Source organism: Collinsella sp. Sow4_D11 (genome assembly GCF_052116465.1).
Classification (GTDB): domain Bacteria; phylum Actinomycetota; class Coriobacteriia; order Coriobacteriales; family Coriobacteriaceae; genus Collinsella.
In genome coordinates, this window is sequence record NZ_JBQKLA010000005.1 from 31,619 (window position 1) to 56,661 (window position 25,043).

A 25,043-nucleotide genomic window follows, 5' to 3' on the forward strand; every position below is an offset into this window, starting at 1 on the left:
CAAATGCGGCAGGGTTTTTCGAGTTTGTAGATGCTAATATAACCCTGCTCTCGAAAGAGGGCTCAGTCCCGGCTGGTAAACCTGACGTTTGGCGTGGTGTGCGTGACACGCATAGCGGGCATGGCCGCGATAGAATTTTCCATGCGGAGGGGTTCGACCCCACAGCGCCCCGAGGGTTTCGGGGGGCGAACTGGCAGACAGGGAACCGGGGTGCAGGCTGTCCAGAAGGAGGGGTGTAATGCCTCTTCTTCTTTTTTGCCACATTAATCTTCTGGCTTGATAGGTTTTTCGTTCGTGTGATTGGGTTGCGGAAGGGATTGGCATGAGAGTTGCGGAAATTGCGGAAAGGGTCGGTTGCGATCCTGAGTCTGCGTATTCGAAATTCGCCGACACACGTGAAGGCACACGCTTTCACAACATGCAGTGGCCCACTTTCGTCACTGACGAAAACTATCGCTTGTTTTGCAAGGCGCTGGCAGATTATGCCAACTCAGAGGAAGGCCCCCAAAGCAACGGCCGCCATGAATTGTTCCTGAGCGTGCACGAGCTGTTCGAAAAGGGCAACGAGATCGGCGGCGCCCCAAAAAAGCGCCACTACAACCTGGACAAGTCGTTCATAGGCACGGACGAGGCAAATCTCATGCTGCTCAAAGCGGCGCATAAGGGAATGACCCAGCAAGCGATCGCCGCGTACCTGGGCTGCTCGCGCACGGCGGTGCAAAAGCGCCTGAGCGCCCTGGCAGACGGCGTGCGTTTTGGCGACTCCTACATCAAGGCCGAGCCGACAAGCCGCGGCGGCCTGAAGTCGACGGCCCACCCGATCTTTCTGCCGCTGCGATTGCATGAGGTGTACCTGATGCTGTCGGCATTAGGCGAGTTTCGAGCGGAACGGTCAGGCGGGGACCCAGAGCGCGTCGTGGCAGATGATCTCGCGCGCAGAATCTATTACCAGCTGAGCGACTACGCCAAGGGCGGAATCGACAAAGCGTTGGATAAGCGAGGGGTTCGCCTCGCTGGGCTAAGGCCCGACTTCGACTCAAGCAAGGGCGTGGACGATTCGGATCGTATCGTTATGTATGAGAAGATGGGTCTCAATCTTAAAGTCGTGCTTGTAAATGGAGATGAGCTCGTCGGCCGCTACGCGCGCCACGCCGATCTTCAGAAATGCGTAAACGCCGCCGAAATAGGCAAAGATGACCGCTGTTTCGTGTTGCGACTCTTGGATGGAACATACTGGGCGGTCTACGATTCTCAAGTAGTGAGCGTAGCAGCCGCACCCGGGGATTAGGTTGCGGCCAAGTCCCTCGTCCGCCCTCCCAGGCGGTACCGCTGCGGCCGATTTCATGTTTGCTTACAGGCGAAACAGCCGCCCTTGCGTTTTTCTAAACGCAACCTCTTCGTGCGCTCGTAAAAAATCGAATCGATAAAAACTGGCAACAACCCTTCTGAACGGGTATCCTTTCGCAGGATGCGCCTCGAACAGCGCTTTCTGCCTGCGCGATTTCGTGCATGGCCGTCCTTTTCGTTCTATTTCTTAAAATGACAATCTCAGGTTTTCACGCCTTTTCGGCTTCAGACTGTATGCTGCAATCAGCTCGAGCGACCGAAGCCCATCACAACACCGAAAGGCGTGAACCATGAAGTACAACGAGAAACGCAACAACGCCTCAGCCCGTCACCCCGAGACTGCACCCTCGATCATCAACTTCGCGTACGGTAGCAACCTTGATATCCATCAAGTTGAAACCCGCTGCCCCGGCGCGGTGCTGCTGGGCAAAGCGACCCTGAACGGCTATGAACTGGCGTTCGACACCGCCGGATACCTCACCATCACCAAGCGCGAGGGGTCGCATGTGCAAGGCGCGCTGTGGGCGCTCGATAGCTCTCACGTGGCGTCTCTCGACCGCTACGAAGGCATTGCATCTGGTTGTTACCGCAAGGAAACGGTGACCGTTGGGCGCGAAGGCGATGTGGTTCCCGCAACCCTTGAGGCGATGGTCTACATCTCTGAGCGCACCCCGCTGCGCAGGTACACCGAAAAGTACGATTACATCGACCGCGTGGTCGAAGCCGGCCGCGTGATGCAGCTTGATGAGGCAACCTTGGCGCAGATGTCCGACATGCGCGCCGACAGCCTGGACCGCTTGCGCGCGCAAGAAGAGTCGGCGGCGTATGGCGCAGCCAAGATCGACCTCCCCGCTGCACGCGAATACGCCGACTTCGTGTGCGGTGAAGGTCACCAGATCGCCGATTGCACATGCCGTTACACCGGTTACTACGCACGCCGTTTCCCCCGTGGCCTTCAGCAGCATGGACGCATCCTGCGCTCTAAGCGCTACCAGGTGATGGAAGCGAGTGAGGCCACCTTCTGCGGGTCTCACCGCATCTACTTGGCAATCAAGATTCCAGGCGAGTTCGGTTACAAGATTGACGTCCCCGAAGGGTTCCGCGCAGTGCGCAGCAGCGACCCTGCGCTGCAGGCAGACCTTAGTTACTCCCTTACGCTGGATGAGTTCGAAAAGCAGCGCAAGGCCCTGCTGCGCACCCTGCTCGGCTGGTGCAACAGCCTGCCTGAGTTTGACGTGCACAACTTTAATCGTCCCTCTGTCCCGGTGTTCAGCGCGCGCGAACACTCCGCCGACACCCGCGAGTATGCGGAAACCCCGTACTTCGCATATGGCTTTGACATCAGCCATGACCGCATTGCCAAAAAGCTCGAGGGCGGTCACCATGTTTATGCAACCAAGGCGAAGCTCTATGGCTACACGCTGGCGTGCGACGCGAAGGGCCGTCCCACCATCATGCGCATGGAAGGATCGTTTGTGGAAGGCGTGCTGTGGCATGGTCTCACGCGGGGCGAGGTCCAGACGCTGGACAAAGCGAATGGCGTGCAGTACGGCACCTATGCAAAAGCCGGCGTCACGGTGAAGATTGAGGGCGAACCCGCTGCGAGGGAAAAGAACGCATTCGTGTACATCTCTCGGCGAACCCCGCTTTCTGCAGTTACGAAAGACATCGAAGCGTTTGGCGCGATGCGCGACGAAGCCATCGCCCTGAAAATGGAGCGCACCACCGTGGCTCGCATCGACGCAATTCTGCGCGCAAGCGGCTGCCCCTGCGTGCAGCCCGAAGCCCCTGCGGCAGAAATCGCAGCCCTGGGAATCAGGGAGCTCACGCCCGAGCAAACCATGAAGTGCATGCTGTTCGTGTGCCCGAAGTGCTTTAAGCCCTTGGGCGAATGCGAATGCGGCAAGCGCCCTGATCACCTGGTAGCGATCGACCACGAGCTGCAGCCCCATGTGCGCATACTGAACGATAAGGGTTATAAAACGCAGTTCTGCTGTGCCGGGCATGCAGACAGCGGTTGCCACGGTTACCTGAGCTTCGGACGCCGCTTCCGCGCACTAGAAGAGATATGCGGCGGTCAGCTGCCCAACGAGTCTCTTACGGAGGCGCCGCAACGCATTCGCAGCACGCGCCATGTAGCGCTGAACCTGCCCGGCGCCCCCGAAAGCTATGACGTGTACCTGGACAACAGGGGTTACGTCATTCGCTTTGAGCCGCGCCGCGGTGTGAGGCGTGAACAGTTCGTGCAAGACAAGCCCGCTATGTTGAGCGCATTGCTGCAGTGGTGCGAGTCTCTCCCGCAGCGCGAATAGCCTGAAAGCCGTCTGAACTGGTAAGAATCGCCAAGCGCGTGGGTCGATGTTCGAATCCTGACCCGCGACTTCCGAGCCCCCTTCTAGTCCCAAGCCCCGATCCTCAAGCCCTCAGCCCTGCCCCTCAATGCGCCCTTGAGCGTGCGCATGCGGCGTCTATGAAGTTCCTCCAGCGCTTCGGGGCGTTCTCGACGATGAAGTCGATGACGGTGGCGAGCTCGCCCTAGTCGAGCCCGCGCCGACGCACTCTCTTGAGGTCGCACGAGAATGACGGCGCGAACGCCGCCCTGAGCCGCACGCTCACGCCGTCGCCTAGGACTTCGCCGGCATGGCGGCCCAGATGGCGGACTCTGGGGCGATTACGCCGCAGGTGCCCGCAGCGATGGCCGGTGGCACCGTAGCGGTGTCGGCTTAATACCCGCGGCGTTAGCTTTTTGGAGCGCAGTGCCTTGTTTCGGCAGGCACGGAAGCCTTCCTCTCGCTGCCGAAAGAAATCGAAAAAGTATCGCGGCCCTTGGGCGGTGTCGGGGTTCCGTGCGAACGTGCGGGGAATTAGTGAAGCAGGGCGGGACAGTTGGCTTGGATGTCGTAGCCGCAGTAGCTAGGCACAGGTAGGTGATTTACGCGTATGTAGAAAAATTTAGGCTAGATAGACTACAAATGTGGAATCAAAACGAATCAGTGAATTCAACAAATATGGAAAGAAAGTGAAGGGGGGATCCATTAAAACCGAGATTCTACAAAAGTGCAGGTAGAAGGGCGTGTCTTTATTGGCTAAAAAACAGCCGGTGATTCTCCGGTGATTCCCTGATGATTCCTGATAAAAAAAGGTCAGGCACTAGGTGCCTGACCTGCAAACTTCTGGTCGGGACGACTGGATTCGAACCAGCGACCCCTTGACCCCCAGTCAAGTGCGCTACCAAGCTGCGCCACGTCCCGAAGCTTATGTTTGTTGCTCTGCTCTCGCTCGCAACAGGGAGTATAGTAACCCGAAACTTTGTCCTTGTGCAAGAACTTTTTTACAAATTTTGAAGCAAGTCTAAAATTGTATCTGCGAGCTGGGGTTTTGTTAGTACGGGAAGTTCTTGCGTGCCCGCTGTGCTCACTATCCAGGCCTTGTTGGTATCGGTCCCAAAGCCCGAATCGGCGCGCGAGACATCGTTGGCGATAATGGCATCGCAACCCTTGCGCACGAGTTTGCGCTGCGCGTACTCCACGACGTTATCGGTCTCGGCCGCAAAGCCGATCACACGGCGATCGCCCTTTTGGCGTGAGAGTTCGGCGAGGATGTCAACGGTCTCGACGAGCTCAATTCGATCCAGGCGCTCGTTGGCCTTTTTGAGTTTATGGTTCGCCGGGGCCGCAGGCGTGTAGTCGGCGACGGCGGCGGCACAAATGGCCGCGTCGGCCGTCTGGAAGGCGCTCAGCGCAGCCTGGAGCATTTCCGCGGCGGTTTGTACGCGCACGCACTCTACACCGCAGGGAACGTCGAGCGATGTCGGTCCCAGCACGAGCGTGACGGCGGCACCGCGGCGCGCGGCCTCCCCCGCCAGGGCGATGCCCATCTTGCCCGATGAACGGTTGCCAATGAAGCGCACGGGGTCGATCGGCTCGTGCGTGGGGCCGGCGGTGATCACGATGCGCTTGTCCACAAGGTCCTGAGGAGCGGGGTCGAGCAGCTTGCAGACGGCCTCGACGATGTCCTCGGGCTCGCTCATGCGTCCCGTGTCCACATCGCCGCAGGCAAGGTAGCCGCTACCCGGACCCACAACGTGGACACCGCGCTCACGCAGCGTGGTTATGTTTGCCTGCGTGGCCTGCGCCTTCCACATGCCATTGTTCATGGCCGGCGCGACCACGATAGGACGCGGCGTGGCAAGCAGCGTGGTGGAGATGAGGTCATCGGCGATGCCGTTGGCCATCTTGGCGATGATATTGGCCGTCGCGGGCGCCACGACCGCCAAGTCGGGCTCCTGCGCCAGCGAGATATGGTGGATGGGGTCGGAGGGATCGTCGAACAGATCCACAGCGACCGGCTCGCCCGTGAGCGCGCGAAAGGTGAGCGGGCCCACAAACTCTGTGGCATGCTCGCTCATAACGACCTTGACGCGGGCGCCGCGCTTTTGCAGCAGGCGCACGATATTGCACGACTTATAGGCGGCGATCCCGCCGGTAATGCCCAGCAGGATCGTTTTTCCCTCAAGTTGCATTGAATTGTCGGGTGCCGTCGTCATTGTTAGGCTTCCTTGTTGGGGAGCACGAGCAGGCGGTGGCAGTACGGGCAGTGCGTGATCTCACTACCGTCGTGGTTGAGGTCGCTCATGGACGACGCCTGCAGCGCGGTGTGGCAGACCGTGGGGATGTTGCCCTTGATGGTCTCGACGGCCAGGCCACGGAACTGCTTGAGCAAACGCTCGTAGTCGGTGAGCACGTCGGTCGGCAGCGTGGCGGCAAGCGCGGTGCGCTCCTTGGTGGCGGCATCAATCTGGGCCTGCAGGTCGGCGGCCTTGGCACGGGCGGCCTTGGTGTCGGCCTTCACGCCCTCCTCGAATTTGGCGATGATGGCCTGCGCGCGAGCCTCACGGTCGAGCGCCTCCTTGTGGGCGACAACGACATCCTTGCGGGTGTGCTCAATCTTGTCCAGGCGCTTGGCTAGGGTGGCGAGCTCGTTTTCCAGATCCTGGACCTCGCGGTAGTCAGAGCCGTCGACGTGGCGTTTCTTGGCGGCCTCGATGGCGTTGTTGGTCTGGATCTCGGTGGTGTTGAGATCGTCCAGCTCAATGTCGAGGTCCTTGCGCTGAGCATAGAGCTTGGTCATTTCGGACTTAAGCTTTACATAGGTTTTGCGCTTTGAGGCGAGCTCCTTGAGCTCCGGCATATTGGCAAGTTCGCTCTTGTTGCGGGCGAGCTCCAAATCGATCTGTTGCAGCTTGAGTAGCGTAGCGCCGGCGCTCATAAGTTCTCTCCTTTTGTCACAGTCCACCATTGGCAAGGGTTCAGTATTTTAATCGCATGACGGGGGTCGACCCCGGCGTCAACCGCAGAGTTCATCAAGATATCCACGAACGGCTCCTCGGAGCGATCGTGGCCGAGCAGAATCACGCTCAGCCCGCGCAAGGCAAGATCTTGCGCCACGTGATAGCCCGCCTCGCCCGTCAGGATGACATCCGCACCGGCGGCGATGGCAAGCTCGCCAAAGTCGCCGAGGGAGCCGCCCAGAATGGCGACGGTGCGGCACGGGCGCTCGGCATCGCCCCATACGCGTGGGTCGCTGCCAAAGGCCGTGGCAGCACGGGCGGCAAGATCGCGCAGCGTGCACGGGTCGTTGAGTGTCGCAAAAACTCCCAGGCCGCAGGCCTCGGGGTCGTCCACGTGCTCCAACGAGCTTGCAGGCGCCGCGTCCAACAGCTTACTTAGGCAGATACGTGCCTCGTGCGAGCGGTCCAGGTTGGTGTGGAGCGAGATAATGCTCACCCCGCAGCGGGCCGCCTCGTAGAGCGCCGCGCTGCACTGGGGGCGCGTTGCGCTGGGCGGGCAAAACGACTCGGGCGCCTTGATGTAGACGGGATGATGCGTGAGCAACACGTTGGCTCCGGCTTCCAAGGCACGCTGCACGTTGTCCCTGGTAGCGTCAAGCGCGCAGGCAACGCCGCGGATCTCGTCGTCGGGGTCACCAACGGATAAGCCTACGTGGTCCCAGGGCTCGGCGTCCGTCTTGGGATAGCGTGCCAGCAGGGCGCGCTCGAGCTCGGCGACGATCATGCGGCACCTACGATCGAGAGCAGCGTCTGGGCAAAGTCGTCCAGATCGCTCGGATTCACGCGGTCATCGAAGGAGATGCGCAGTGCGCCCAGCGCCTGCTCGCGACCAATACCCATGGCGCTGAGCACGTGGCTCGGGTCCATGCTGCCGCTCGAGCAAGCCGATCCGGCCGAAACCTCAAAGCCGGCGGCGTCGAGCTTGATGATGAGCTCCTCGGAGTCCATGCCGTCAATATAGATCGATACCATGCCGGGCAGACGGTCGGCCTGCGTGTAGTCGCCCATGGTGGCGTGAATGCGTGGATGGGCCGTAAGCGTGGCGTAGAGCTTGTCGGAAAGGGCTTGCAGCTTCTCGCGCTCCTGAGCCACATGGGGCGCCAGAGACGAGGCGGCAGCGGCAAAGGCCAGCTGCGTGCGCAGGTCCTGCGTGCCGGCACGACGTCCGGCTTCCTGTCCTCCGCCAAAGATGCGGGGGCGCAGCGGCGTGCGGCTTTTTAGGTATAACGCGCCGGAGGCTACGGGGCCGCCAATCTTGTGTGCTGCAACGGTCATGGCATCGACGCCCAGCTCGGTCACATCGAGCGGAATATGCAGATAGCCCTGGATGGCATCGGTGTGGAACAGGGCACCCGCAGTGTGCGCAGCCGCGGCAAGCTCACGAATAGGCTGTACCACACCGGTCTCGTTGTTGGCGGCCATGATGCTCACGAGCGCGACGTCGTCGCCCAACAAGTCGCTCAGCTCGGCAGGCTCGATGTAGCCCGCACGGCAGGGCTGCACCAAGTCGACGGTAAAGCCCGCGGCTCGCAGCAGCGATAGGTTGTCCAGGATTGAATCATGCTCGATCGCAGACACGATCACGCGCTCGCGCTTACGATCGCGCTGACGAGCACCCTCGGCAAGTCCGAGGAGCGCCAGCTGGTTGGCCTCGGTGCCGCCGTTGGTTAGGACAATCTCGGACGGGCGAACGCGTGTGCCAAAGCTGCGGGCGATCTCGCGGCGTGCAACCTCCAGACGTGCGGCAGCCTTGCGGCCGAGCGAGTGCAGCGAGTTGGGGTTGACGCCGGCAAGCTCGCTTTCGTCGTACTCGCGCTGCGCAAGGAGCGCCTCGGCGCGCATGGGCGTCGAGGCGGCATAGTCAAGATTCACGGGTATGCGGTTTTGACCTGCGGTCATAAGGGTTTATGCCTCCTGTGCGGCCTCGTTGCCCAGCTTCTGCAGCAGCGCAACCTCGGCGGCGGGATCTTCGGACTTAAATACGGCGGAGCCGGCCACCAGGACATCGGCACCGGCCTTGACGACCTCGGCGATGTTTTTGGAAGAGATGCCGCCGTCGACCTCGATCATGGGCGACACACCGTGGCGCTCGCACATGGCCTTGAGCTCGTGGAGCTTATGCAGCGTGCCCGGGATAAAGCTCTGGCCGCCAAAGCCGGGGTTCACGCTCATGAGCAGCACCATGTCGACGACCTCGATGATGCTCTCGAGCACGCAGACGGGGGTGGCGGGGTTAAGCACCACGCCGGCCTTGACGCCGCGTTGCTGTAGGTGTGTGAGCGTGCGGTGCAGGTGCGTGGAGGCCTCGTAGTGCACGGTGATCATATCGGCGCCGGCGTCGGCATACCAATCGACGGTCTCGTCGGGGTTCGACACCATCAGGTGCGCGTCGACCGGCACGTCGGTGGAGCGCTTGACGGCCTTGAGGATATCGACGCCAAAGGTGAGGTTGCCGGTAAAGTGACCGTCCATGACGTCGAAGTGCACGTAGTCGGCACCGGCGATCTTGTCGAGCTCGCCCTTGAGGTTGGCCATGTCAGCCGAAAGGACGGACGGAGCGATTTTGATGGAACCCATGGTAGTAGCCTTTCTGCGCTAGTCGGTGAGTCCGTAGAACTCTTGAGAGGGGACGCGGTCGGTAAGGATCTCGAGCGCCCTATCCAAAGTAACACCGTTGTAGAGCGTTTGCTCCACGGCAAAGGTGAGCGGAATGTCTACGCCCAGCGAACGGGCGAGCTCGCTCACGCTGCGGGCGGCGACGGCGCCCTCGACCACCATATGCGTGCGCGCCTGGTACTCGTCGAGCGATACGCCGTGGGCAAACTCGTAGCCGAAGGTGCGGTTGCGCGAATGCTCGGAGGTGCAGGTGGCAATAAGGTCACCCATGCCGGCAAGACCCATACAGGTCATGGCCTGGCCGCCGCGGGCGTGCACCAGTCGGCTGATTTCTGCCAGGCCGCGCGTCATGATAAGGGCGAGCGTGTTGTCGCCCGCGCCGGTACCGGCGGAGATGCCGCACACGATGGCGATGACGTTTTTCATGGCGCCGCAAACCTCAACGCCGGTCATGTCCTGCGACAGATAGATGCGGAAGGCCGTGGATAGGAGCAGGTCCTTAAAGGTCTCCCCTACCTGCGAGCCTTTGCTGGCGATGACGGCGGCGGAAAGTCCGCCGCGGCATATCTCCTCGGCATGGTTGGGGCCCGAGAGCGCCGCCACGCGCATCTCGTTGCCGATCTCGCTGGCGATGACCTCGCTCATGAGCATGCCGGACTCGGGCTCGATGCCCTTGGTAAGGCAGAGCACCGGGGTGTCGGCGGCGATAAAGGGTGCCGCCTGGTGGCAGACGTCGCGCAGGTGCGTCGAAGGCACGGCAAAGATGATGGCATCGGCACCGTCGAGCGCCTGGGCCAGGTCCGTGGAAGCGACGACGTTGCCGGGCAGCTCGTAGCCCACCAGATACCGGGGATTGCGGTGCTCGGCATTGACGCCGGCGGCCGTCTGCTCACTATGGGCCCACATGGTCACGCGCTCGGCTCGCGCGGCGGCAAGGCCGGCGACGGCGGTTCCCCAGGAGCCGGAGCCAATCAGCGCAACATTCATGACTCTCTCCTACTTATCGTCGGGCTCGGTGACGCGCTTGGTAAACGAGAGCTTGGATTCCTTACCCGTCATGAGCTTTTTGATGTTCGAGCGATGGGCCCACACCACGGTGATGCCGATCATCGCCATGCAAAACTTGAGCCCCAGGCTGCTGTACGGAAAGACCGCGCAGGCGGCGATGGGAAGACCGATGGCCGCGGCAAGCGAGCCCACCGACACATACTTGGTGATGGCGACGGCCACGATAAACATGCCCAGCAGCGAAAGTCCGATGGGCCAGTACCAGGCGAGTATGACGCCCAGCCCCACGGCGATGCCCTTGCCGCCACGGAAGTTGAGGTAAGGCGAGAATATGTGGCCCCACACCGCTGCCAGGCAAATGACGCCGAGCATCCAGTCGCCGGCGGCACCGGGAGCCATGATGCTCACCGGGAAGCCATAGCCCACGCTCGCGATGAGCGGACGCGCGATAAGGACGCAGATGGCGCCCTTCAAGCAGTCGAGCAGCAGCGTGAGCGCGGCGACCTTGGGGCCGGCTACGCGCAGGGCGTTGGTGGTGCCGATGTTGCCGGAGCCCGCCTTGCGAATATCCGTGTGGTTGAACACGCGGCCCAGGATCAGGCCAAACGGAATCGCTCCGATAAAGAACGAGACCACGGTGCAGATGGCGGTCAGCAGAATCGGATTATGCATCCTTTTGCTCCTTCTTCCTAAAGAAGAGACGAATGGGCGTGCCGGAAAAATCGAAGGTCGAGCGCATGCGGTTCTCCACGTAGCGCTGGTAGGTGTCGTTGACCAGGTCGCTGTGGTTGACGAAGAATGTAAACGTCGGCGGGTTGACGCCCGTCTGGGTCACGTAGTGCATGCGCAGGCGGCGCTTGCCGTCCACCACGGTGTGGCCAAACTCGCGCAGGTCGGTAAGGAAGGTGTTGAGGCGCGAGGTGGTGATCTTTTGCGAGCGCGTCTTCTCGGCAGCGTCGACCATTGCCCAGATCTTCTCGACGCCACGACCGGTCAGGGCCGAGATGCGCAGGTACTGGGCCCAGGGAGCCATGACGCCCAGACGGCGGTCGACGGTCTCCATGCAGGCCTCGCGCTTGCGGTCGTCGTCGAGCAGATCCCACTTGTTGAGCAGAACGACGATGGCGCAGCCGCGTTCGATGGCCAAGCCCATGACCTTCTGGTCCTGCTCGGTAACGCCCACGGAGGCGTCGACGACGAGCAGTGCCACGTCAGCACGGTCGATGGCGCGCAGGCCGCGGACCATGGAGTAGTACTCGATGTTCTCGTACACGGTGCTCTTCTTGCGAATACCCGCGGTGTCGACCATGCGGTAGTGCTTGCCGTTGCGCTCCACGACAGTGTCGATGGCGTCGCGCGTGGTGCCGGCGATGTTGGACACGATAGAGCGGTCGGCGCCCAGGATACGGTTGAACAGCGACGACTTACCGGCATTGGGGCGGCCGATGATGGCGACGTTCAGCGCATCGGGGAACTCGTCGGCGACCTCGTCCTCCTCCTCGGGCAACAGGGCAACGATGTCGTCGAGCAGGTCGCCCGTGCCGTGGCCGTGCAGGGCCGAGAGCGGCGTTGGCTCGCCGATGCCGAGCGAATAAAACTCCCAGATGCTGTCGTTTTCGCGATCGGGGTTGTCGAGCTTGTTAACCAGCAGAAAGACCGGCTTGTCGCAGCGCTTGAGCATGCGGGCGACCGACTCGTCCTCCTCGGTGACGCCGGTGCGGCCGTCGACCACAAACAGGATGACGGCGGCTTCCTCGGCTGCGGCGAGGGCCTGGTCACGGATGGACGTGGCAAAGACGTCATCGCTCTTGAGCGGCTCGATGCCACCCGTGTCGACGATGGTGAACTCGCGGCCGTTCCAATCGGCCGTGTGGTAGGAGCGGTCGCGCGTTACGCCGCGGGACTCATGGACGATGGCGTCCGAGGTCTGGGCCAGGCGGTTAACGAGCGTGGACTTGCCCACGTTGGGGCGTCCGACGACGGCGACGATAGGTTTCATCTGCACTCCTTTAATGGGTAGGGTCAGTGGAAATGTTAGAGCCTGCGGGCACAATGCCAAGGATATGCTCCAGGGTATCGAGCAGCTCATGCGGCATGGTCGACACCACATGAACCTCGGCGCCGCGAGCTTCAAGGCTTGCGAGTAAATCGTCACGATGATACTCGTCAAGCGTCATGCCGTCAGCGTTGAACATGAGCTTAGGCACAAAGAGCATAACCCCCGAGAGGTCCTGCGGCAGCTGCTCCAGAATGTCGCAGGCGACGATGAGGCCGGTCACGTCCACGTTGCCGCCAAAGTAACGGTTTTCGATAGCGGTGACGGTGCCGGCAAGGCCCCGTGGCGACTCCACAAAGCGCGCCACGGTGTCGCGCGCGCTGGTGCCGGAGAGGCACAGGAGGCGCTGGCCAAGGGCGGCGATTGCCTCGCGAACGCGGCGCAGACGCTCGGCATCGGCGGTGAGCACATCGTCAGTCTCGTCCAGATACGAGCGAATCATACCGATGCCGTCGTAATACTGCGGGTAGCCGTCGTAAAAATCGGCCTGGGGTGGCTCGATGCCGGCGTCCAGATAGAACTCATCGCTCATCTGGAAGGTGTGGCGGCCAAAGCGCTTGTAGGCACGATCCTGGAAGGGACGGATCATGGCAATGGTTTCGCGCGCGAGCTCAGGTTTGTCGCTGTATGACCAGGTAAAGCGCCTCTGATGCTTGGTAAAGCCGAGCGGCACAATGCCCAGGCTGGTGATCTGCTCGTGTTCCTCGCAAAAACGTAGGGTCTTTTGCAGCTCCTCGCCGTCGTTCATGCCGGGACACAGCACAATCTGCGCGTGGATCTCGATGCCGGCGGCCATGATGGTCTCGAGCACGTCCATGCCGCGCTGGGCGTTGCGGCCCATCATACGTCGGCGGACGCCGGGGCTTACGGCATGGACCGACACGTTCATGGGGCTCATATTGCGGTCGATAACGTTTTGCACGTCCTCGTCGGAAAGGTTGGTCAGCGTGACAAAGTTGCCCTGTAAAAAGCTCAAGCGGTAATCATCGTCACGAATGTAGAGCGTTGAGCGGCCGCCCTTGGGCAACATGGTCATAAAGCAGAACACGCAGGCGTTCACACAGGTACGCATGCCGTCGAAGATGGGGCCGTCGAACTCAAGGCCCCAGTCCTCGCCGGGAAAGCGATCGAGCTCGACGGGGGTGACGGTACCGTCGCGCGGGTCGAGAACCTCTAGGTCGACGGTGTCCTCGTCGGCCTCCCAAAGCCACACGATCATGTCGGTCAGCTGCTCGCCGTTGACCGTGAGCACGCGCATGCCCGGCTCGATACCTACATCCCATGCGGGCGATTCGGGACGCACGTTCTTTACGAGCGCGCCCTCACCCGGCTCGGGGTCGCGGCTGCGCCCGTAATCGGCCACCTCGGCGGCGTATGCGGGTACGGTCTGGTCCATGATTAGCGACAAAGCTCCTTGATGCGCGCAACGGCGCGTTCGATGTGTTCTTGCGGAGTTGAGGCTCCGGCGGTGATGCCGATGCGGCGCGCGTTGGCAAACCATGCGGCCTCAAGCTCGGAGGCTTCCTCGATGTGATGGGTGTGCTCGCAGACATCGGCACAAATCTGTGCCAGGCGGCGCGTATTGCCCGAATTTTTGCCGCCCACGACGACCATGCAGTCGCAGCGGTTGGCAAGTGCAGCGGCCGCCTGCTGGCGCTCGCTCGTGGCAGCGCAGATGGTGTTGATCACACGCAGCTCCTGCACGCGCGGGGTGATGGAGGCCACGACCTCGGCCAAGTTCTGCGCGGTTTGGGTGGTCTGCACGACCAGGCCCACCTTGCCCTTGAGCGGCAGCGCGTCGGCGTCGGCGGCGCAACTCACGACTTGCGCGTCATCGCCGGCGTGGCCCAGGATGCCCTCGACCTCGGGGTGGCCCGGCTCGCCCACGACAATCACACGGTAGCCCTCGCGCACCAGGCGCTCGGCCGCCACGTGGACCTTCTTGACGTAGGGGCAGGTGGCATCGACCACGGTAAGGCCGCGCTCGCGAGCAGCCTCGATTACCTGCGGCACCACGCCGTGCGCGCGAATGACCACGGTGCCCGATGCGGCGTCGTCCAAGGTGTCTGCCAGACCGACGCCTGCCTCGGCGAGCTCGCGCACCACGATGGGGTTATGGATGAGCGGGCCCAGGGTGTGGACCTGAGCGCTCTCCCCTGCCTGCGGCGCGGCGGCCAGAGCCATGTCGAGCGCACGCTGCACGCCGTAGCAGGTACCGGCATGCGCTGCGATTTCGATGGTGGGGACGACCTCCTCAGCGGCGGTCGCGGCGGTATTCATGACGTTCTCGCCCATGGCTAGAACCTTCCGGGGTGCTCGGCGCACAGGTCGTCGCGCATGGCGTAGACGCGGGCCATGGCCTCGGACTCAAACCATGCCAGGCGCTCCTTGCGCTTGAGCTCGGCCGGTGCATCGGATAGCGAGATGGCCTTGCCGGCACGGATCCAGCACTTTTTGGGGCGCATGAGCTTTTTGCCCGCAGGCGTAATATCGGACCAGCCGCAGATGGCAAGCGGGTTGACGGGTGCCTTGCCCATCTGGGCGATAAGCGCAAAACCGCCATGGACCTCGGGCTTAATCTCGCGCGAGCGGATGCGCGTGCCCTCGGGGAAGATCAGGACGTCCTCGCCGCGCTGCAGCGCATGCTGGGCGGCACGCAGGCACTTCATGTCGGCGGTGCCACGCTCGACGGGAATGCCGCCCACGCGGCTAAAGGCCCAGCGCACGATCTTGCTCTTGGCAAACTCGGACTTAAAAATGGGGCGAATGCGGCGGCCGCCAAAAAACAGCGCCGTCTCTACAGCCAGGAGCTCGGCCATCGAGGTGTGGTTGCAGATGACCACGCTGCCGCGGCCTTCCTGGCGCTCAAACAGCAGGTCGCTGTCCTCTACCTTCCAGCGCCACATGAGCTTGGAGAAGACCCACAGGATGCCCATGACCACAAAGACGGTGCCGCGGATGAGCACGGGGAACTCGGCATAAGGCGCGTTGTAGTAATCCTCGGGCGTCTGCTTAAACAGGCGCATGAGCTACCTCCTTTGGTTGATGAGGCCCTCGATTATCGAGACGACCTCGTCGATGGTATGTGCGGTGGAGTCGACGTGCACGGCGTCCTCGGCGGGCACGAGCGGCGCGACCTCGCGGTTGCTGTCGAGCTTGTCGCGCTGCTTGAGGGCGTCGAGGGTCTCGTCGACCTCGGCCTCGAGCTGCTCTTCGGTGAGCGGCTGGGCGTCGTTTTGGTGGCGCTGCAGCACGCGGCGACGGGCGCGCTCGCGCGGGTCGGCGGTCAGAAAGACCTTGACCTGCGCGTTGGGGAACACGACGGTTCCGATGTCACGACCCTCGGCCACGATGTCGCGGTCCTCGGCGGCGCGACGCTGGTGGATGAGCATGGCGGCGCGTACGCCCGGGTAGGCCGAGACCTTGGAGACGTTGGCGTCCACCTGCGGGGTGCGAATGGCAGCCGAGGCGTCCGCGCCGTCGATGGTCAGGCGCGTGTCCTCGCCGGTGCCGTTGGTAAAGCGGATCTCTATCTGCTCGGCGAGGGCATCGATGGCTGCCTCGTCGTTCAGGTCGATGCCGCGGTCGAGCGCGGCGAAGGTGACGGCGCGATACATGGCGCCCGTGTCGAGCTTGTTAAAGCCCAGCTGGCGGGCGATCTCCTTGGCGATGGTGGACTTGCCGGAACCGGCGGGGCCGTCGATGGCGACGATCATGCAATGCTTCCTTTCGGTGGTTGACGTGCTGGTGTGGGACGCGGGCGCTGCGGCTTGGCGGACTGGCTAGCCCGTGTAGCGCTCGCGGTAGGTGTTGCGCTTGGGCGCGGAGCCGTGGCTGCCGTGGTGACGCGTGCGGCTCGCGGTGTTGGTCGCCGGCGCAGCGCCGCGCTTGGAGCTGGCCTGCTTGGGCGGGATGCCGCCGGCCTTGAGGATCTGCACCTCGCGGTCGGTGAGCTCGCGCCACAAGCCCTTGGCCACGTCCTTGAGCTCCAGGCCGGCAAAGTTACAGCGGTGCAGACGAATCACCGGGTGGTGGATCTTGCTCAGCATGCGCTTGACCTGGTTCTTGCGCCCCTCGCGGATAATGACCTCCACGGCGGTTGTGCCGGGCTTCACACCCTGCGGAGCCACCGCCTCGGCCTCGCGCGCGGTAATGACGCGGCAGATCGCCGGCTGGCACAGGCCGTCGTCGAGCTCGATGCCGCGGCGCAGCGGTTCCAAGTCGCGATCGGTCAGGTGGCCGTCCACGAGCGCCTGGTAGGTCTTGTAGACGTGCTTGCTGGGGTGCAGCAGGTCCTGCGACAGGTCGCCGTCGGTGGTAAAGAGCAAAAGGCCCGTGGTGTCGCGGTCCAGGCGACCCACCGGGAAGAGCCCCGGAAAGCGGTCGCGCGGGACCAGGTCGGCCACGCAGGGGCGCTCCTGCGGATCGCTCATGGTGGTGAGATAGCCGGTCGGCTTGTAGAGCATCAGGTACACGGCGCCCTGGTTGAGCTTGACGGGCATGCCGTCAACCTCGATATGGTCGCGGTCCACATCGACCTTGGTGCCCAGTTCGGTCGCGACCTGGCCGTTGACAGTCACGCGGCCTGCGGTCATCAGGTCCTCCGAGCCGCGGCGGCTCGCCACGCCCGCGCGCGCCAAAAAGCGCTGCAGGCGCATGGTGTGCGGGTAGACGGGCTGGGGGTCGATCGCGGGCGCGCCCGTGGCACCGGCGGCGCGCGTCTCCCCTGCTTCGTTAGTCCTCGTCATGCGTATCCTCCGCAGCGTCGTCGGTGGCAAGTGTTTCCTCGCCACCGACTGCCTCGACATCCTCAACATCGGTATCCAGCAGCTCGCGCTCTTCGTCCAGGTCCTCGACCTGCTCCTCGAGCGTAGACTGAATGCTGCGGCCGCTCAGGCGCTCGCGGATAAACTGGCGCGACTGCTCGTCGGGGGCAAACTGCTCCAGATCGGGCAGGTCGCGGGTGGAGCGCAGACCAAACTTCTCCAAAAAGGCGTTGGTCGTGCCGTAAATGATGGCCTGACCGCGCTGGGGGTCGCGGCCGAGCTCGCGCACCAGACCCTTGTCAACGAGCGACGCGATGACGCCGTCGGAGTTGACGCCGCGGATGCCCTTGACCACCTCGCGAGTGACGGGCTGGTGGTAGGCGATCACAGCAAGAGTCTCGAGTGCCGCCTGCGACAGTTTTTGCGTATCCCAGCTCAGCACATAAGCTTCGACCACATCGTGGTAGGCAGGATGCGTAAACAGGCGCCAGCCGCCGGCGACCTCGCGCAGCTGAAAGCCGCGATTGGCCTCCTCGTACTCAACTTTGAGCTCGGCCAAAAGCGACGCACACTCGCCCGGGGCGATATCCAGCGCATCTGCCAGCGCGGGCGCGCTCACCGGATCGCTCGAAACCAGCAACAGCGCCTCGAGGGCGCCTTTGAGGCTGTTTGCCTCTAGCGTGGAAAGGGTTGACATGGTTGCCGCTCCTATTCGGTGAGCTCGGGGCCCTCGCCGGGCACGTAGGCCTCGGCGCCCTCGACGCGGTTGATGCGGATGGTTCCAAAGATCTCGTCCTGGCTCAGAGTGAGCGAGCCTCGCTTGGCGAGCTCCAGCATGGCCAGGAAGGTGACGACGAGCTGCTCGGTGGTGGCGTCGCCGTCCAGCAGCTCGCGGAAGGTGCAAGTTTGGTGCGCCATGGTGAAGCGGTCGACCGAGGCCACCGTCAGGTCGAGCGGCACGCGATGCGGCGCCACGTGCTCGGCCTCCAGCAGGAAGGTCTGGCGCTTGCCGTCCAGGTCGGCGCAGATGACGGCGAGGCCGCGCAGCGTGATACCGGCCAGGTAGTCGGGCATAAGGCCCAAAAACTCGGGGTCGGGACCGGCCACACGCGGATGCATGCGGCTTTCGGCCTGCATGCGCGCGCCAAGAGCCGCCGCCGCACCCTTAAACTGCTTGTAGGCGATTAGGCGCTGGATCAGGACCTCGCGCAGGGCGTCGCCGTCGAGTGCGCTGAGCTCTTCGAGGTCTTCGTCAATCTCGTCATCGTCGTCGGCTTTGCGCGGGGCCTCCTGCGGCACCAGCGAGGCGGCCTTGATGTCCAAAAGGGTTGCCGCGACCAGCAAAAAGTCGCTCGCCACGTCCAGATCCAGCGCCTCAATACGCTCGACCTCGGCAAGGTACTGCTCGGCCACCTCGCTGATCGAGATGGCGCCGATATCAACTTTTTGGCGGGTTACCAGCTGCAGCAGCAGGTCGAACGGTCCGCTGTAGACCTGCGTCGACACGCGATACGACATCTTCGACCTCCTTTGACGGCGCCTTCGCGGCGCGGTTTGGGTGCATGTTGCGACCGTTTTGCACGGTCGACCTGTAAGTTTACTCTAGATGCCGGCGATTGCGAAGTTAAGCAGCTGCCCAGCGAGCGGATACACGGTAACGTCGAAATACCGGCCGATCACATCGATGCCGGTCCACATGGGCAGCAGATACAGCACGATGATAAGAATCGGCATGGCGTATTGCTGAAGTTGGTAGTAGTTGGCGAGTGCCTTGCCTTTGAGAAACGGCACGATGATCGACGAGCCGTCAAGCGGCGGAATCGGGATGAGGTTAAAGAACGCAAGCGACAGGTTGACCACGATAAACGTAGCGCCAAAGTTCATGATTTGGGACGCTACGGCAAAGGTCATGCTGGTGTAGAGGTTGCCGTATGCTGCGTGCATGATGGCGGCCGCAAGGCACGCCAGTGCGATATTCGATGCGGGGCCGGCTGCGCTCACCAAGACCTCGTCGCGCTTGGGGTGCTTGAGGTTGTTGAGGTAGACGGGCACGGGCTTAGCGAAGGCGAACACCGGGCCGCCGGCGGCGAGCATGAGCAGCGGTAGGATGATGGTGCCAAACGGGTCGATATGGTTGAGCGGGTTGAGCGAGACGCGGCCGCGCGAACGGGCCGTTTTGTCGCCGAGCGCCCAGGCCGCGGCGGCGTGCGCGCTCTCGTGGATCACGATGCCCACGATGACGGCGACGGCGCTCGCGAGCAGGTTCATGAAGTAGCTGCTGGACATGGCGCTCCCCTAGCGGACGCGGCGCGAGGCGCGCGTGAGCAGGTAGTCGGCCACAAACAGGATGACGGCCACGATGGCGTAATCCAGGCGGAACACACCGCCAAAGGGCGATGTGATGACGCCGTAGCCGGCGATGGCGCTCGGCAGCGCGCGCGAAAGCTCGACGACAAAGCCCACAATCTGCAGCTTGGCGGTGAGGCCGCTAAAGCACAGCAGCACAGTCATCGCGCTCATAAAGATGCCGCAGATGCGGCACGCGATGGCGATGATGCTCATCGCCACGGCAGCGGCCTTACGAGAGTTCACGCGCGGTCTCCTCTTCGATTTGGGTGGAAAGCTCCAGCCATTCGTCCTCGAGCTTGGGCAGCTCTTGCTTAAGCCCGTTATATTCCCCCAGGGCGGCGTTGAACTTATCCTGATCGGCATAAAGCTCTTCGCTCGCCATCAATTCCATAAGCTCGTCATAGCGGGCGCGCTTTTTGTCGAGCTCGGCCTCGATCTTCTTGAGCTGGTTGCGCACGCCCTTGAGCTTTTTGTTGAGCGCGGCGCGGGCCTGGGCCTCGGCACGCTTTTGCTCCTTGGTCTTTTTGCCCTCGGCAGGCTTAGGCGCTGCAGCGGGGGTATCGGCCTGGGCGGCGCTGGCTTTGGTGGGCTTGGCCGCGGAAGGTGTGCTCTCCCCTGCCGCCTCGGCGGCGCGGGCTGCGAGGTCCTCGCGCTTGTAGAGGTAGTAGTCGTAGTCGCCGTCATAGACCGTGACCTTGCCATCGCGGATGTCGATCACGCGGTTGGCCACGGCTCGCACCAGGTGCTCGTCGTGACTGATCAGCACGATGGTGCCGGGGAAGTTTTGTAGGGCGTTCTCGAGCATGTCCACCGAGTCGATGTCCAGGTGGTTAGTGGGCTCGTCCAGGCACAGAAGTGCCTCGGGGGCCACGAGCATCTTAGCCAGGGCCAGACGTGCCTTTTCGCCGCCGGAAAGAACGCGAACCTGCTTTTCGATGGAATCGTTGTCGCTAAACAGGAAGGCGCCCAGTAGGCTGCGCTGCTGCGGCACGGTCCACTTGGGCGTAACGGTGTCGATTTCTTGCAGGACGGTATTGGACTCGGTCATGCCTTCGAGCGCGTGCTGGGCGTAATAGGCCACGCCCACGTTGGTACCCAGTTCGCGCGTGCCGGTAGTGGGCGGCTCCAGGCCGGCGATGATCTTCATGAGGGTGGACTTACCGGCGCCGTTAGGGCCGACGAGCGCCACATGCTCGCCGCGATAGAGCTTGAGGTCGATATCGCTATAGATGTGCTTGTTGACGTAGGACTTGGACACGCCCTCCAGGCCCACGACCATGTCGCCCGAGCGCGGCGGGTCGGGGAACTTAAAGTCGATGTGCTTGTGGCCTTCGGGCAGGATGACGAGCTCCTTTTTGATCTGCTCGATCTTGCGGATGCGCTCCTGCGCCTGGGCGGCCTTGGTGGGCTTGTAGCGGAACTTGTCGACGAAAACCTGCATGTGGGCGATGTCGCGCTCCTGGGCGGCACGCTTGGCGCGCATCTGCTCCAGGTTGTCCTCGCGCTGCTTGAGGTAGCTGCTGTAATTGCCGGTGTAGGTGGTCACGCGGCGGTTCTCGAGCGCGGCGACGTGGTCGACACAGGCGTCCATAAAGGCGCGGTCGTGGCTGACGATGAGCACGGCGCCGTCGTAGTTGGCGATAAAGCCGCGCAACCACTGGACGCTTTCGAGGTCCAGGTGGTTGGTGGGCTCGTCCAGAAGCAGCAGGTCGGGATGGCGCAGGAAGAGCTTGGCCAGCGCGATGCGCATCTGCCAGCCGCCCGAGAACTCGGAACACGGGCGCTCAAAGTCGGTGACCTTAAAGCCCAGACCGGACAGGATCTTGCGGGCATTGCTTTCGAGCTCGTAGCCGCCCAGATGCTCAAAGCGGTCCTGGACCTGGCCGTACTCGTTAAGGAGCGCGTCGACGTCCTTGCCCTGCTCAGAGAGCTCGGTGATCTGGGCTTGCAGCTCGTTGGCGCGCTCACCCATGCGGCGGATTTCCTTGGCGGCGGCCATGACCTCGGCGAGGATGGTCGTATCCTTGTGCTCCAGGTTGGTTTCCTGCTCGAGGTAGCCCACCTGACAGTCCTTGGAGTACTGGACCTGGCCGGCGTCGGGGCTGTCGATACCCATGATGATTTTGAGCATGGTGGTTTTGCCGGCGCCGTTGGGTCCCACGAGCGCAAAGCGTTCGCCGGGGTTGATCTGAAAGGACGCGCCGCTAAAGAGGACGCGCGCGCCGAAGCTTTTTTCGATCTTGTCGACCAGGAGGATCATGGTGCCGCCTTTGACCTTGTGTGCCTATATGAAAAAAGGCCCCAACTTGCGTTGGAGCCTCATTCAATGCTCGGGTGGAGACGAGGGGGATCGAACCCCTGACCTCTTGACTGCCAGTCAAGCGCTCTCCCAGCTGAGCTACGCCCCCGTGCGAAGAAGTACTATACGGGAACTCGGACGGCGATGCAAGGAGAATTTTAGAAAAACTTTCGCCGTCGCGGCGCGGGGGCGCGGACCCGCACAGGATCGAGGGTCCGCGATGCCTGGCCATGCCCGCGGGGCGCGCCCTAAGGCGTGCGGTGCTGCCGCAGCCCGCCTTTCCGGCTCCAGCCCGGTCGCCCCCGGGGACCTCCCGCCATGAACGCGACCCAAGGCGTTTGGAAGTGGGCAAACAAGCTACTTGCAAGAAAATGTTGCCATGAAAAAGAAACAGGCCAGACAAATTGCCTGACCTGTTGAAAAACCTGGTGGGCCCTCCGGGATTCGAACCCAGAACCCAGGGATTATGAGTCCCCTGCGCTAACCGTTGCGCCAAGAGCCCTTTATATTAGTGGTTGCAAAGGCAATGGAGAAGTTCCATTTAGCGTGTCGTTGCACCACGACGTGAAATACTACCATGCGCGCAATGGTCATTCAACGCACGATCTTTTCGATCGGAAGGATCATGGTCCTGCCTTTGACCTTGTGTGCCTATATGAAAAAAGGCCCCAACTTGCGTTGGAGCCTCATTCAATGCTCGGGTGGAGACGAGGGGAATCGAACCCCTGACCTCTTGACTGCCAGTCAAGCGCTCTCCCAGCTGAGCTACGCCCCCGTGCGAAGAAGTACTATACGGGAACTCCTCCAAGGGTGCAAGAACAATTTTGAAGAAACTTTTTTGATCACACTCTCTGTGTCAAAAAGAAAAAGGCCAGAGGCTTATCACCTCTGACCTGTGCTTTTGATGGTGGGCGATACAAGATTCGAACTTGTGACCCCATCCGTGTGAAGGATATGCTCTACCCCTGAGCCAATCGCCCGTCGCCTTTCGGCAAAAGAGATACTAACATAGCAACGCGAGGATTACCAAGAACTTTTTGGCTTCGATTGTAAAATCGTATGCCAAACCGCTCCGGAGCAATCCGTGTTTACGGCATACTTGCAGCACAACGACCTGTTCCTACACTCGTCGTCAAAACCAGCAGCTAAACCAATTTTCATACGGCAAGACCTTCTCGTAATAGGTGTCGAAGATCTTGGGATGCTCGTACTCGTAAATCCCGCTGGACCACACCACCATTTATTGAAATGATTAAACCTTTTTATAGACTCGCGCCGAAACGCCCGCCGCGAACACAGTCAACCAATTGAGCCTCTTTATAAGAAAAAAAGCCTCCGGTTTTCCGAAGGCCTTTGCATTCACGATGGTGGAGACGAGGGGGATCGAACCCCTGACCTCTTGACTGCCAGTCAAGCGCTCTCCCAGCTGAGCTACGCCCCCGTGACGAGGAGATACTATAGGGGAATGTTTTGCTTGATGCAAGAGATTTTTGTTGAAACTTTTTCTTACGGGTTTTCCTGGGACGGGGCTGAATTGACTGATTTTGACTTCGGCAAAATCAGTCAATTAACCCACCGTCCCGATAAAACCCTCACGGTATAAAAAACCGATTGCGATGCCTTGGTGGACTTGAATCTTGGCCGTTTTCCTTACGACATTAGAGATGCCCGTGTCAGCTAACAGGCCTAGAGGGCTGTGATCCAGTTCCCACTCTAGGCCGTGTTCGCTTACTACTGTCCCAGGGGCTATGGCGATGATGGAGAAGGTTTTGCCCTCGGCGTCCTCGATGGTCCAGGTCTCGTCCTGGTGCAGGATTCTGGCCGTCACTTCGTCTTCTTCGCTCCAGACGGGTGCGTCCGCATAGCCTGCCAGTAGCCCTAACACAGACAGGGCCATGTCCGGGCGACCGCCGGTGGCGCAGGTCGCAACCACCTCGGCACCCGGCCAGCGACGGCGGACCGAATCGAGTGCAAGTGCCAAATCGGTATAGTCCTTGTAGGGGTCGTGGCGCTCTACCTCAAAGGCCTCGGCTGCATCGACCAACGCGCGACCGGTGTCGCTCACCGTGTCGGCATCTCCTACATACACGTCGCAACCTAGTCCCGAGCCCAGCAGCGCGTCGAGCCCGCGGTCCACGGCGACAACGTGGTCGCACTCCCCCGCTAGTCGACGCAGCAGATCCGCGCTCGCCACCACGGACGAGCCACAAACCACTAATACCTTACAAGCCACGGCCCTCGCCTAGCCCTCAAACGAAAGCACGCGGGCCAGGTCCAGGTCTTCATAGCTGTCGATAAAGATGTCGCAGTTGTCGCGAACCTCGTCGCGCTCCATACGGCCGTGCGGGTCATAAATGCCCACGCGCTTAAAGCCAGCAGTGCCAGAGCTCTTAAGGCCAAAGACGGCGTCCTCAAACACCCACGCGCGCTCAAACTGGTGCCCGTGGCGCTCCTCAAGGCGACGCAGCGCCAGCTCGTACACATCGGGGAACTGCTTGGAGCGGCCCGCCTCGCCCGTCGTGGTAATAAACTCCATATAGGCGTCGAGCCCCGCACCCGCGAGTGCGGACTGCACCAGCTCGACCGGCGTGGACGTGGCCACGCACAGAGCAATGCCGGCCAATTTCGCCTGCTCCAAAAACGCCAGGAGCCCCTCGCGCGGCGGCACCTTGGAGTAGCCATCGATCAGGATGTCGCTCAGCTCGCGATACAGCTCCTCGCCATTTTCGCCAATGCCCCACGTGTCGTGGTAGGCCTGGCACTCGTCCTCGAGCGACAAATGCTCAAACTGGGCAAAATCGTCGACCGTTACATCAATGCCGTGACGCCGCAATAGTTCGGGCTGGGCATAGGCCCAAACGGGGGTGCTATTTACCAGTGTGCCGTCGCAATCAAAAATAAAAGCAACATTAGAGGCGGCTGTGTGGTTCATTCGCAAACCTTTCAATGTCAAATGATAAACAACCTGCTAAAAACGTTTTACCAAACGTAAATCTAAAAATTTTGAAACCCTAATTGGTAAAACTGTCAAGAGTTTTACCATCGCAATTCTGTCAGTGGCATAAACATGGCGCTCACCGATTAAACGCCACCGTAAATCCACTTTCGTCCATAAAAATAACGGATAGGTGTTATTGTGGTTTTTGCCGAAAGTTCCACCGTGCACGCGAGGTGGGACGACTCATAGAGCTATCGCCGTCCCTTCGATTCGTGCAGCCTTGGACCTTTCGCATCTAGTCACCAAGGCAACAC

At 61.7% G+C, this 25,043-nt stretch carries 23 protein-coding genes and 6 tRNA genes; 2 read left to right on the top strand and 27 right to left on the bottom strand.

Annotated elements, in window-relative coordinates; genetic code table 11:
- Positions 1–322: 322 nt before the first annotated feature.
- The gene (locus tag ACTQ40_RS03420) at positions 323–1,288 is read left to right on the top strand and encodes a helix-turn-helix domain-containing protein (protein WP_441563348.1); all 966 of its coding nucleotides are present in this window, start codon (positions 323–325) and stop codon (positions 1,286–1,288) included.
- A 349-nt stretch (positions 1,289–1,637) separates the two neighbouring features.
- The gene (locus ACTQ40_RS03425) at positions 1,638–3,659 is read left to right on the top strand and encodes a gamma-glutamylcyclotransferase family protein (RefSeq protein ID WP_441537380.1); all 2,022 of its coding nucleotides are present in this window, start codon (positions 1,638–1,640) and stop codon (positions 3,657–3,659) included.
- A gap of 862 nt (positions 3,660–4,521) precedes the next feature.
- Here the strand turns inward: ACTQ40_RS03425 and ACTQ40_RS03430 are convergent.
- The 27 genes from ACTQ40_RS03430 to ACTQ40_RS03560 form a co-directional block, all read right to left on the bottom strand.
- Positions 4,522–4,598, bottom strand: a tRNA-Pro gene (locus tag ACTQ40_RS03430).
- 80 nt (positions 4,599–4,678) lie between these two features.
- The gene (gene coaBC / locus ACTQ40_RS03435) at positions 4,679–5,869 is read right to left on the bottom strand and encodes a bifunctional phosphopantothenoylcysteine decarboxylase/phosphopantothenate--cysteine ligase CoaBC (RefSeq protein WP_441563349.1); all 1,191 of its coding nucleotides are present in this window, start codon (positions 5,867–5,869) and stop codon (positions 4,679–4,681) included.
- A 26-nt stretch (positions 5,870–5,895) separates the two neighbouring features.
- Positions 5,896–6,615 (bottom strand): zinc ribbon domain-containing protein, encoded by a 720-nt coding sequence (locus tag ACTQ40_RS03440; protein ID WP_427748044.1) that lies wholly within the window; start codon positions 6,613–6,615, stop codon positions 5,896–5,898.
- Positions 6,612–7,421, bottom strand: coding sequence for a Nif3-like dinuclear metal center hexameric protein (locus tag ACTQ40_RS03445; protein ID WP_441563350.1), 810 nt, complete (start codon positions 7,419–7,421; stop codon positions 6,612–6,614). Before ACTQ40_RS03445 ends, ACTQ40_RS03440 begins: the two co-directional genes overlap by 4 nt.
- Complete coding sequence (locus ACTQ40_RS03450; protein ID WP_441563351.1) at positions 7,418–8,596, bottom strand: cysteine desulfurase family protein; 1,179 nt, start codon at positions 8,594–8,596, stop codon at positions 7,418–7,420. Before ACTQ40_RS03450 ends, ACTQ40_RS03445 begins: the two co-directional genes overlap by 4 nt.
- Positions 8,597–8,602: 6 nt before the next feature.
- Positions 8,603–9,274 (bottom strand): ribulose-phosphate 3-epimerase, encoded by a 672-nt coding sequence (gene rpe, locus ACTQ40_RS03455; RefSeq protein ID WP_441563352.1) that lies wholly within the window; start codon positions 9,272–9,274, stop codon positions 8,603–8,605.
- Between the two features lie 18 nt (positions 9,275–9,292).
- Positions 9,293–10,300 carry an NAD(P)H-dependent glycerol-3-phosphate dehydrogenase gene (locus ACTQ40_RS03460; protein ID WP_441563353.1) on the bottom strand — a complete coding sequence of 336 codons (1,008 nt, stop codon included), beginning with the start codon at positions 10,298–10,300 and terminating at the stop codon, positions 9,293–9,295.
- A gap of 9 nt (positions 10,301–10,309) precedes the next feature.
- Positions 10,310–10,993, bottom strand: a complete 684-nt coding sequence (gene plsY, locus ACTQ40_RS03465; RefSeq protein ID WP_441563354.1) for a glycerol-3-phosphate 1-O-acyltransferase PlsY — start codon at positions 10,991–10,993, stop codon at positions 10,310–10,312.
- A complete protein-coding gene (der, locus tag ACTQ40_RS03470) occupies positions 10,986–12,320 on the bottom strand; it encodes a ribosome biogenesis GTPase Der (RefSeq protein ID WP_154516463.1) in 1,335 nt (444 codons plus the stop codon). The genes plsY and der overlap by 8 nt, the downstream gene beginning before the upstream one ends.
- Before the next feature lie 10 nt (positions 12,321–12,330).
- Positions 12,331–13,773, bottom strand: coding sequence for a DUF512 domain-containing protein (locus ACTQ40_RS03475; protein WP_441563355.1), 1,443 nt, complete (start codon positions 13,771–13,773; stop codon positions 12,331–12,333).
- 2 nt (positions 13,774–13,775) lie between these two features.
- Positions 13,776–14,672 (bottom strand): 4-hydroxy-3-methylbut-2-enyl diphosphate reductase, encoded by an 897-nt coding sequence (locus ACTQ40_RS03480; protein ID WP_441563356.1) that lies wholly within the window; start codon positions 14,670–14,672, stop codon positions 13,776–13,778.
- 2 nt (positions 14,673–14,674) lie between these two features.
- A complete protein-coding gene (locus ACTQ40_RS03485; protein ID WP_441563357.1) occupies positions 14,675–15,403 on the bottom strand; it encodes a lysophospholipid acyltransferase family protein in 729 nt (242 codons plus the stop codon).
- Between the two features lie 3 nt (positions 15,404–15,406).
- A complete protein-coding gene (cmk, locus tag ACTQ40_RS03490; protein WP_441563358.1) occupies positions 15,407–16,093 on the bottom strand; it encodes a (d)CMP kinase in 687 nt (228 codons plus the stop codon).
- 66 nt (positions 16,094–16,159) lie between these two features.
- Entirely contained in the window at positions 16,160–17,125 is a 966-nt protein-coding gene (locus ACTQ40_RS03495) for a pseudouridine synthase (RefSeq protein WP_441563359.1), read from the bottom strand.
- Positions 17,112–17,840 (bottom strand): SMC-Scp complex subunit ScpB, encoded by a 729-nt coding sequence (gene scpB, locus ACTQ40_RS03500; RefSeq protein ID WP_427748055.1) that lies wholly within the window; start codon positions 17,838–17,840, stop codon positions 17,112–17,114. The genes ACTQ40_RS03495 and scpB overlap by 14 nt, the downstream gene beginning before the upstream one ends.
- 11 nt (positions 17,841–17,851) lie before the next feature.
- The gene (locus ACTQ40_RS03505; RefSeq protein ID WP_427748056.1) at positions 17,852–18,661 is read right to left on the bottom strand and encodes a segregation and condensation protein A; all 810 of its coding nucleotides are present in this window, start codon (positions 18,659–18,661) and stop codon (positions 17,852–17,854) included.
- 84 nt (positions 18,662–18,745) lie between these two features.
- Positions 18,746–19,429, bottom strand: a complete 684-nt coding sequence (locus ACTQ40_RS03510) for a site-2 protease family protein (protein ID WP_441563360.1) — start codon at positions 19,427–19,429, stop codon at positions 18,746–18,748.
- Between the two features lie 9 nt (positions 19,430–19,438).
- Positions 19,439–19,735: a hypothetical protein gene (locus ACTQ40_RS03515; RefSeq protein WP_164473297.1), complete on the bottom strand. Its 297-nt coding sequence runs from the start codon at positions 19,733–19,735 to the stop codon at positions 19,439–19,441.
- Positions 19,722–21,752, bottom strand: a complete 2,031-nt coding sequence (locus ACTQ40_RS03520; protein WP_441563361.1) for an ABC-F family ATP-binding cassette domain-containing protein — start codon at positions 21,750–21,752, stop codon at positions 19,722–19,724. Before ACTQ40_RS03520 ends, ACTQ40_RS03515 begins: the two co-directional genes overlap by 14 nt.
- A 75-nt stretch (positions 21,753–21,827) precedes the next feature.
- A tRNA-Ala gene (locus tag ACTQ40_RS03525) sits at positions 21,828–21,900 on the bottom strand.
- A 317-nt stretch (positions 21,901–22,217) separates the two neighbouring features.
- A tRNA-Ile gene (locus ACTQ40_RS03530) sits at positions 22,218–22,293 on the bottom strand.
- Between the two features lie 200 nt (positions 22,294–22,493).
- Positions 22,494–22,566: transfer RNA gene (locus tag ACTQ40_RS03535), tRNA-Ala, on the bottom strand.
- A 130-nt stretch (positions 22,567–22,696) separates the two neighbouring features.
- Positions 22,697–22,771, bottom strand: a tRNA-Val gene (locus ACTQ40_RS03540).
- Between the two features lie 385 nt (positions 22,772–23,156).
- A tRNA-Ala gene (locus tag ACTQ40_RS03545) sits at positions 23,157–23,232 on the bottom strand.
- A 126-nt stretch (positions 23,233–23,358) separates the two neighbouring features.
- Positions 23,359–24,024 carry a thiamine diphosphokinase gene (locus ACTQ40_RS03550; RefSeq protein WP_441563362.1) on the bottom strand — a complete coding sequence of 222 codons (666 nt, stop codon included), beginning with the start codon at positions 24,022–24,024 and terminating at the stop codon, positions 23,359–23,361.
- Positions 24,025–24,033: 9 nt separating this feature from the next.
- Positions 24,034–24,723, bottom strand: a complete 690-nt coding sequence (locus tag ACTQ40_RS03555) for an HAD family hydrolase (RefSeq protein WP_441563363.1) — start codon at positions 24,721–24,723, stop codon at positions 24,034–24,036.
- A gap of 36 nt (positions 24,724–24,759) precedes the next feature.
- Complete coding sequence (locus ACTQ40_RS03560; RefSeq protein ID WP_441563364.1) at positions 24,760–24,957, bottom strand: hypothetical protein; 198 nt, start codon at positions 24,955–24,957, stop codon at positions 24,760–24,762.
- Between the last annotated feature and the right edge of the window lie 86 nt (positions 24,958–25,043).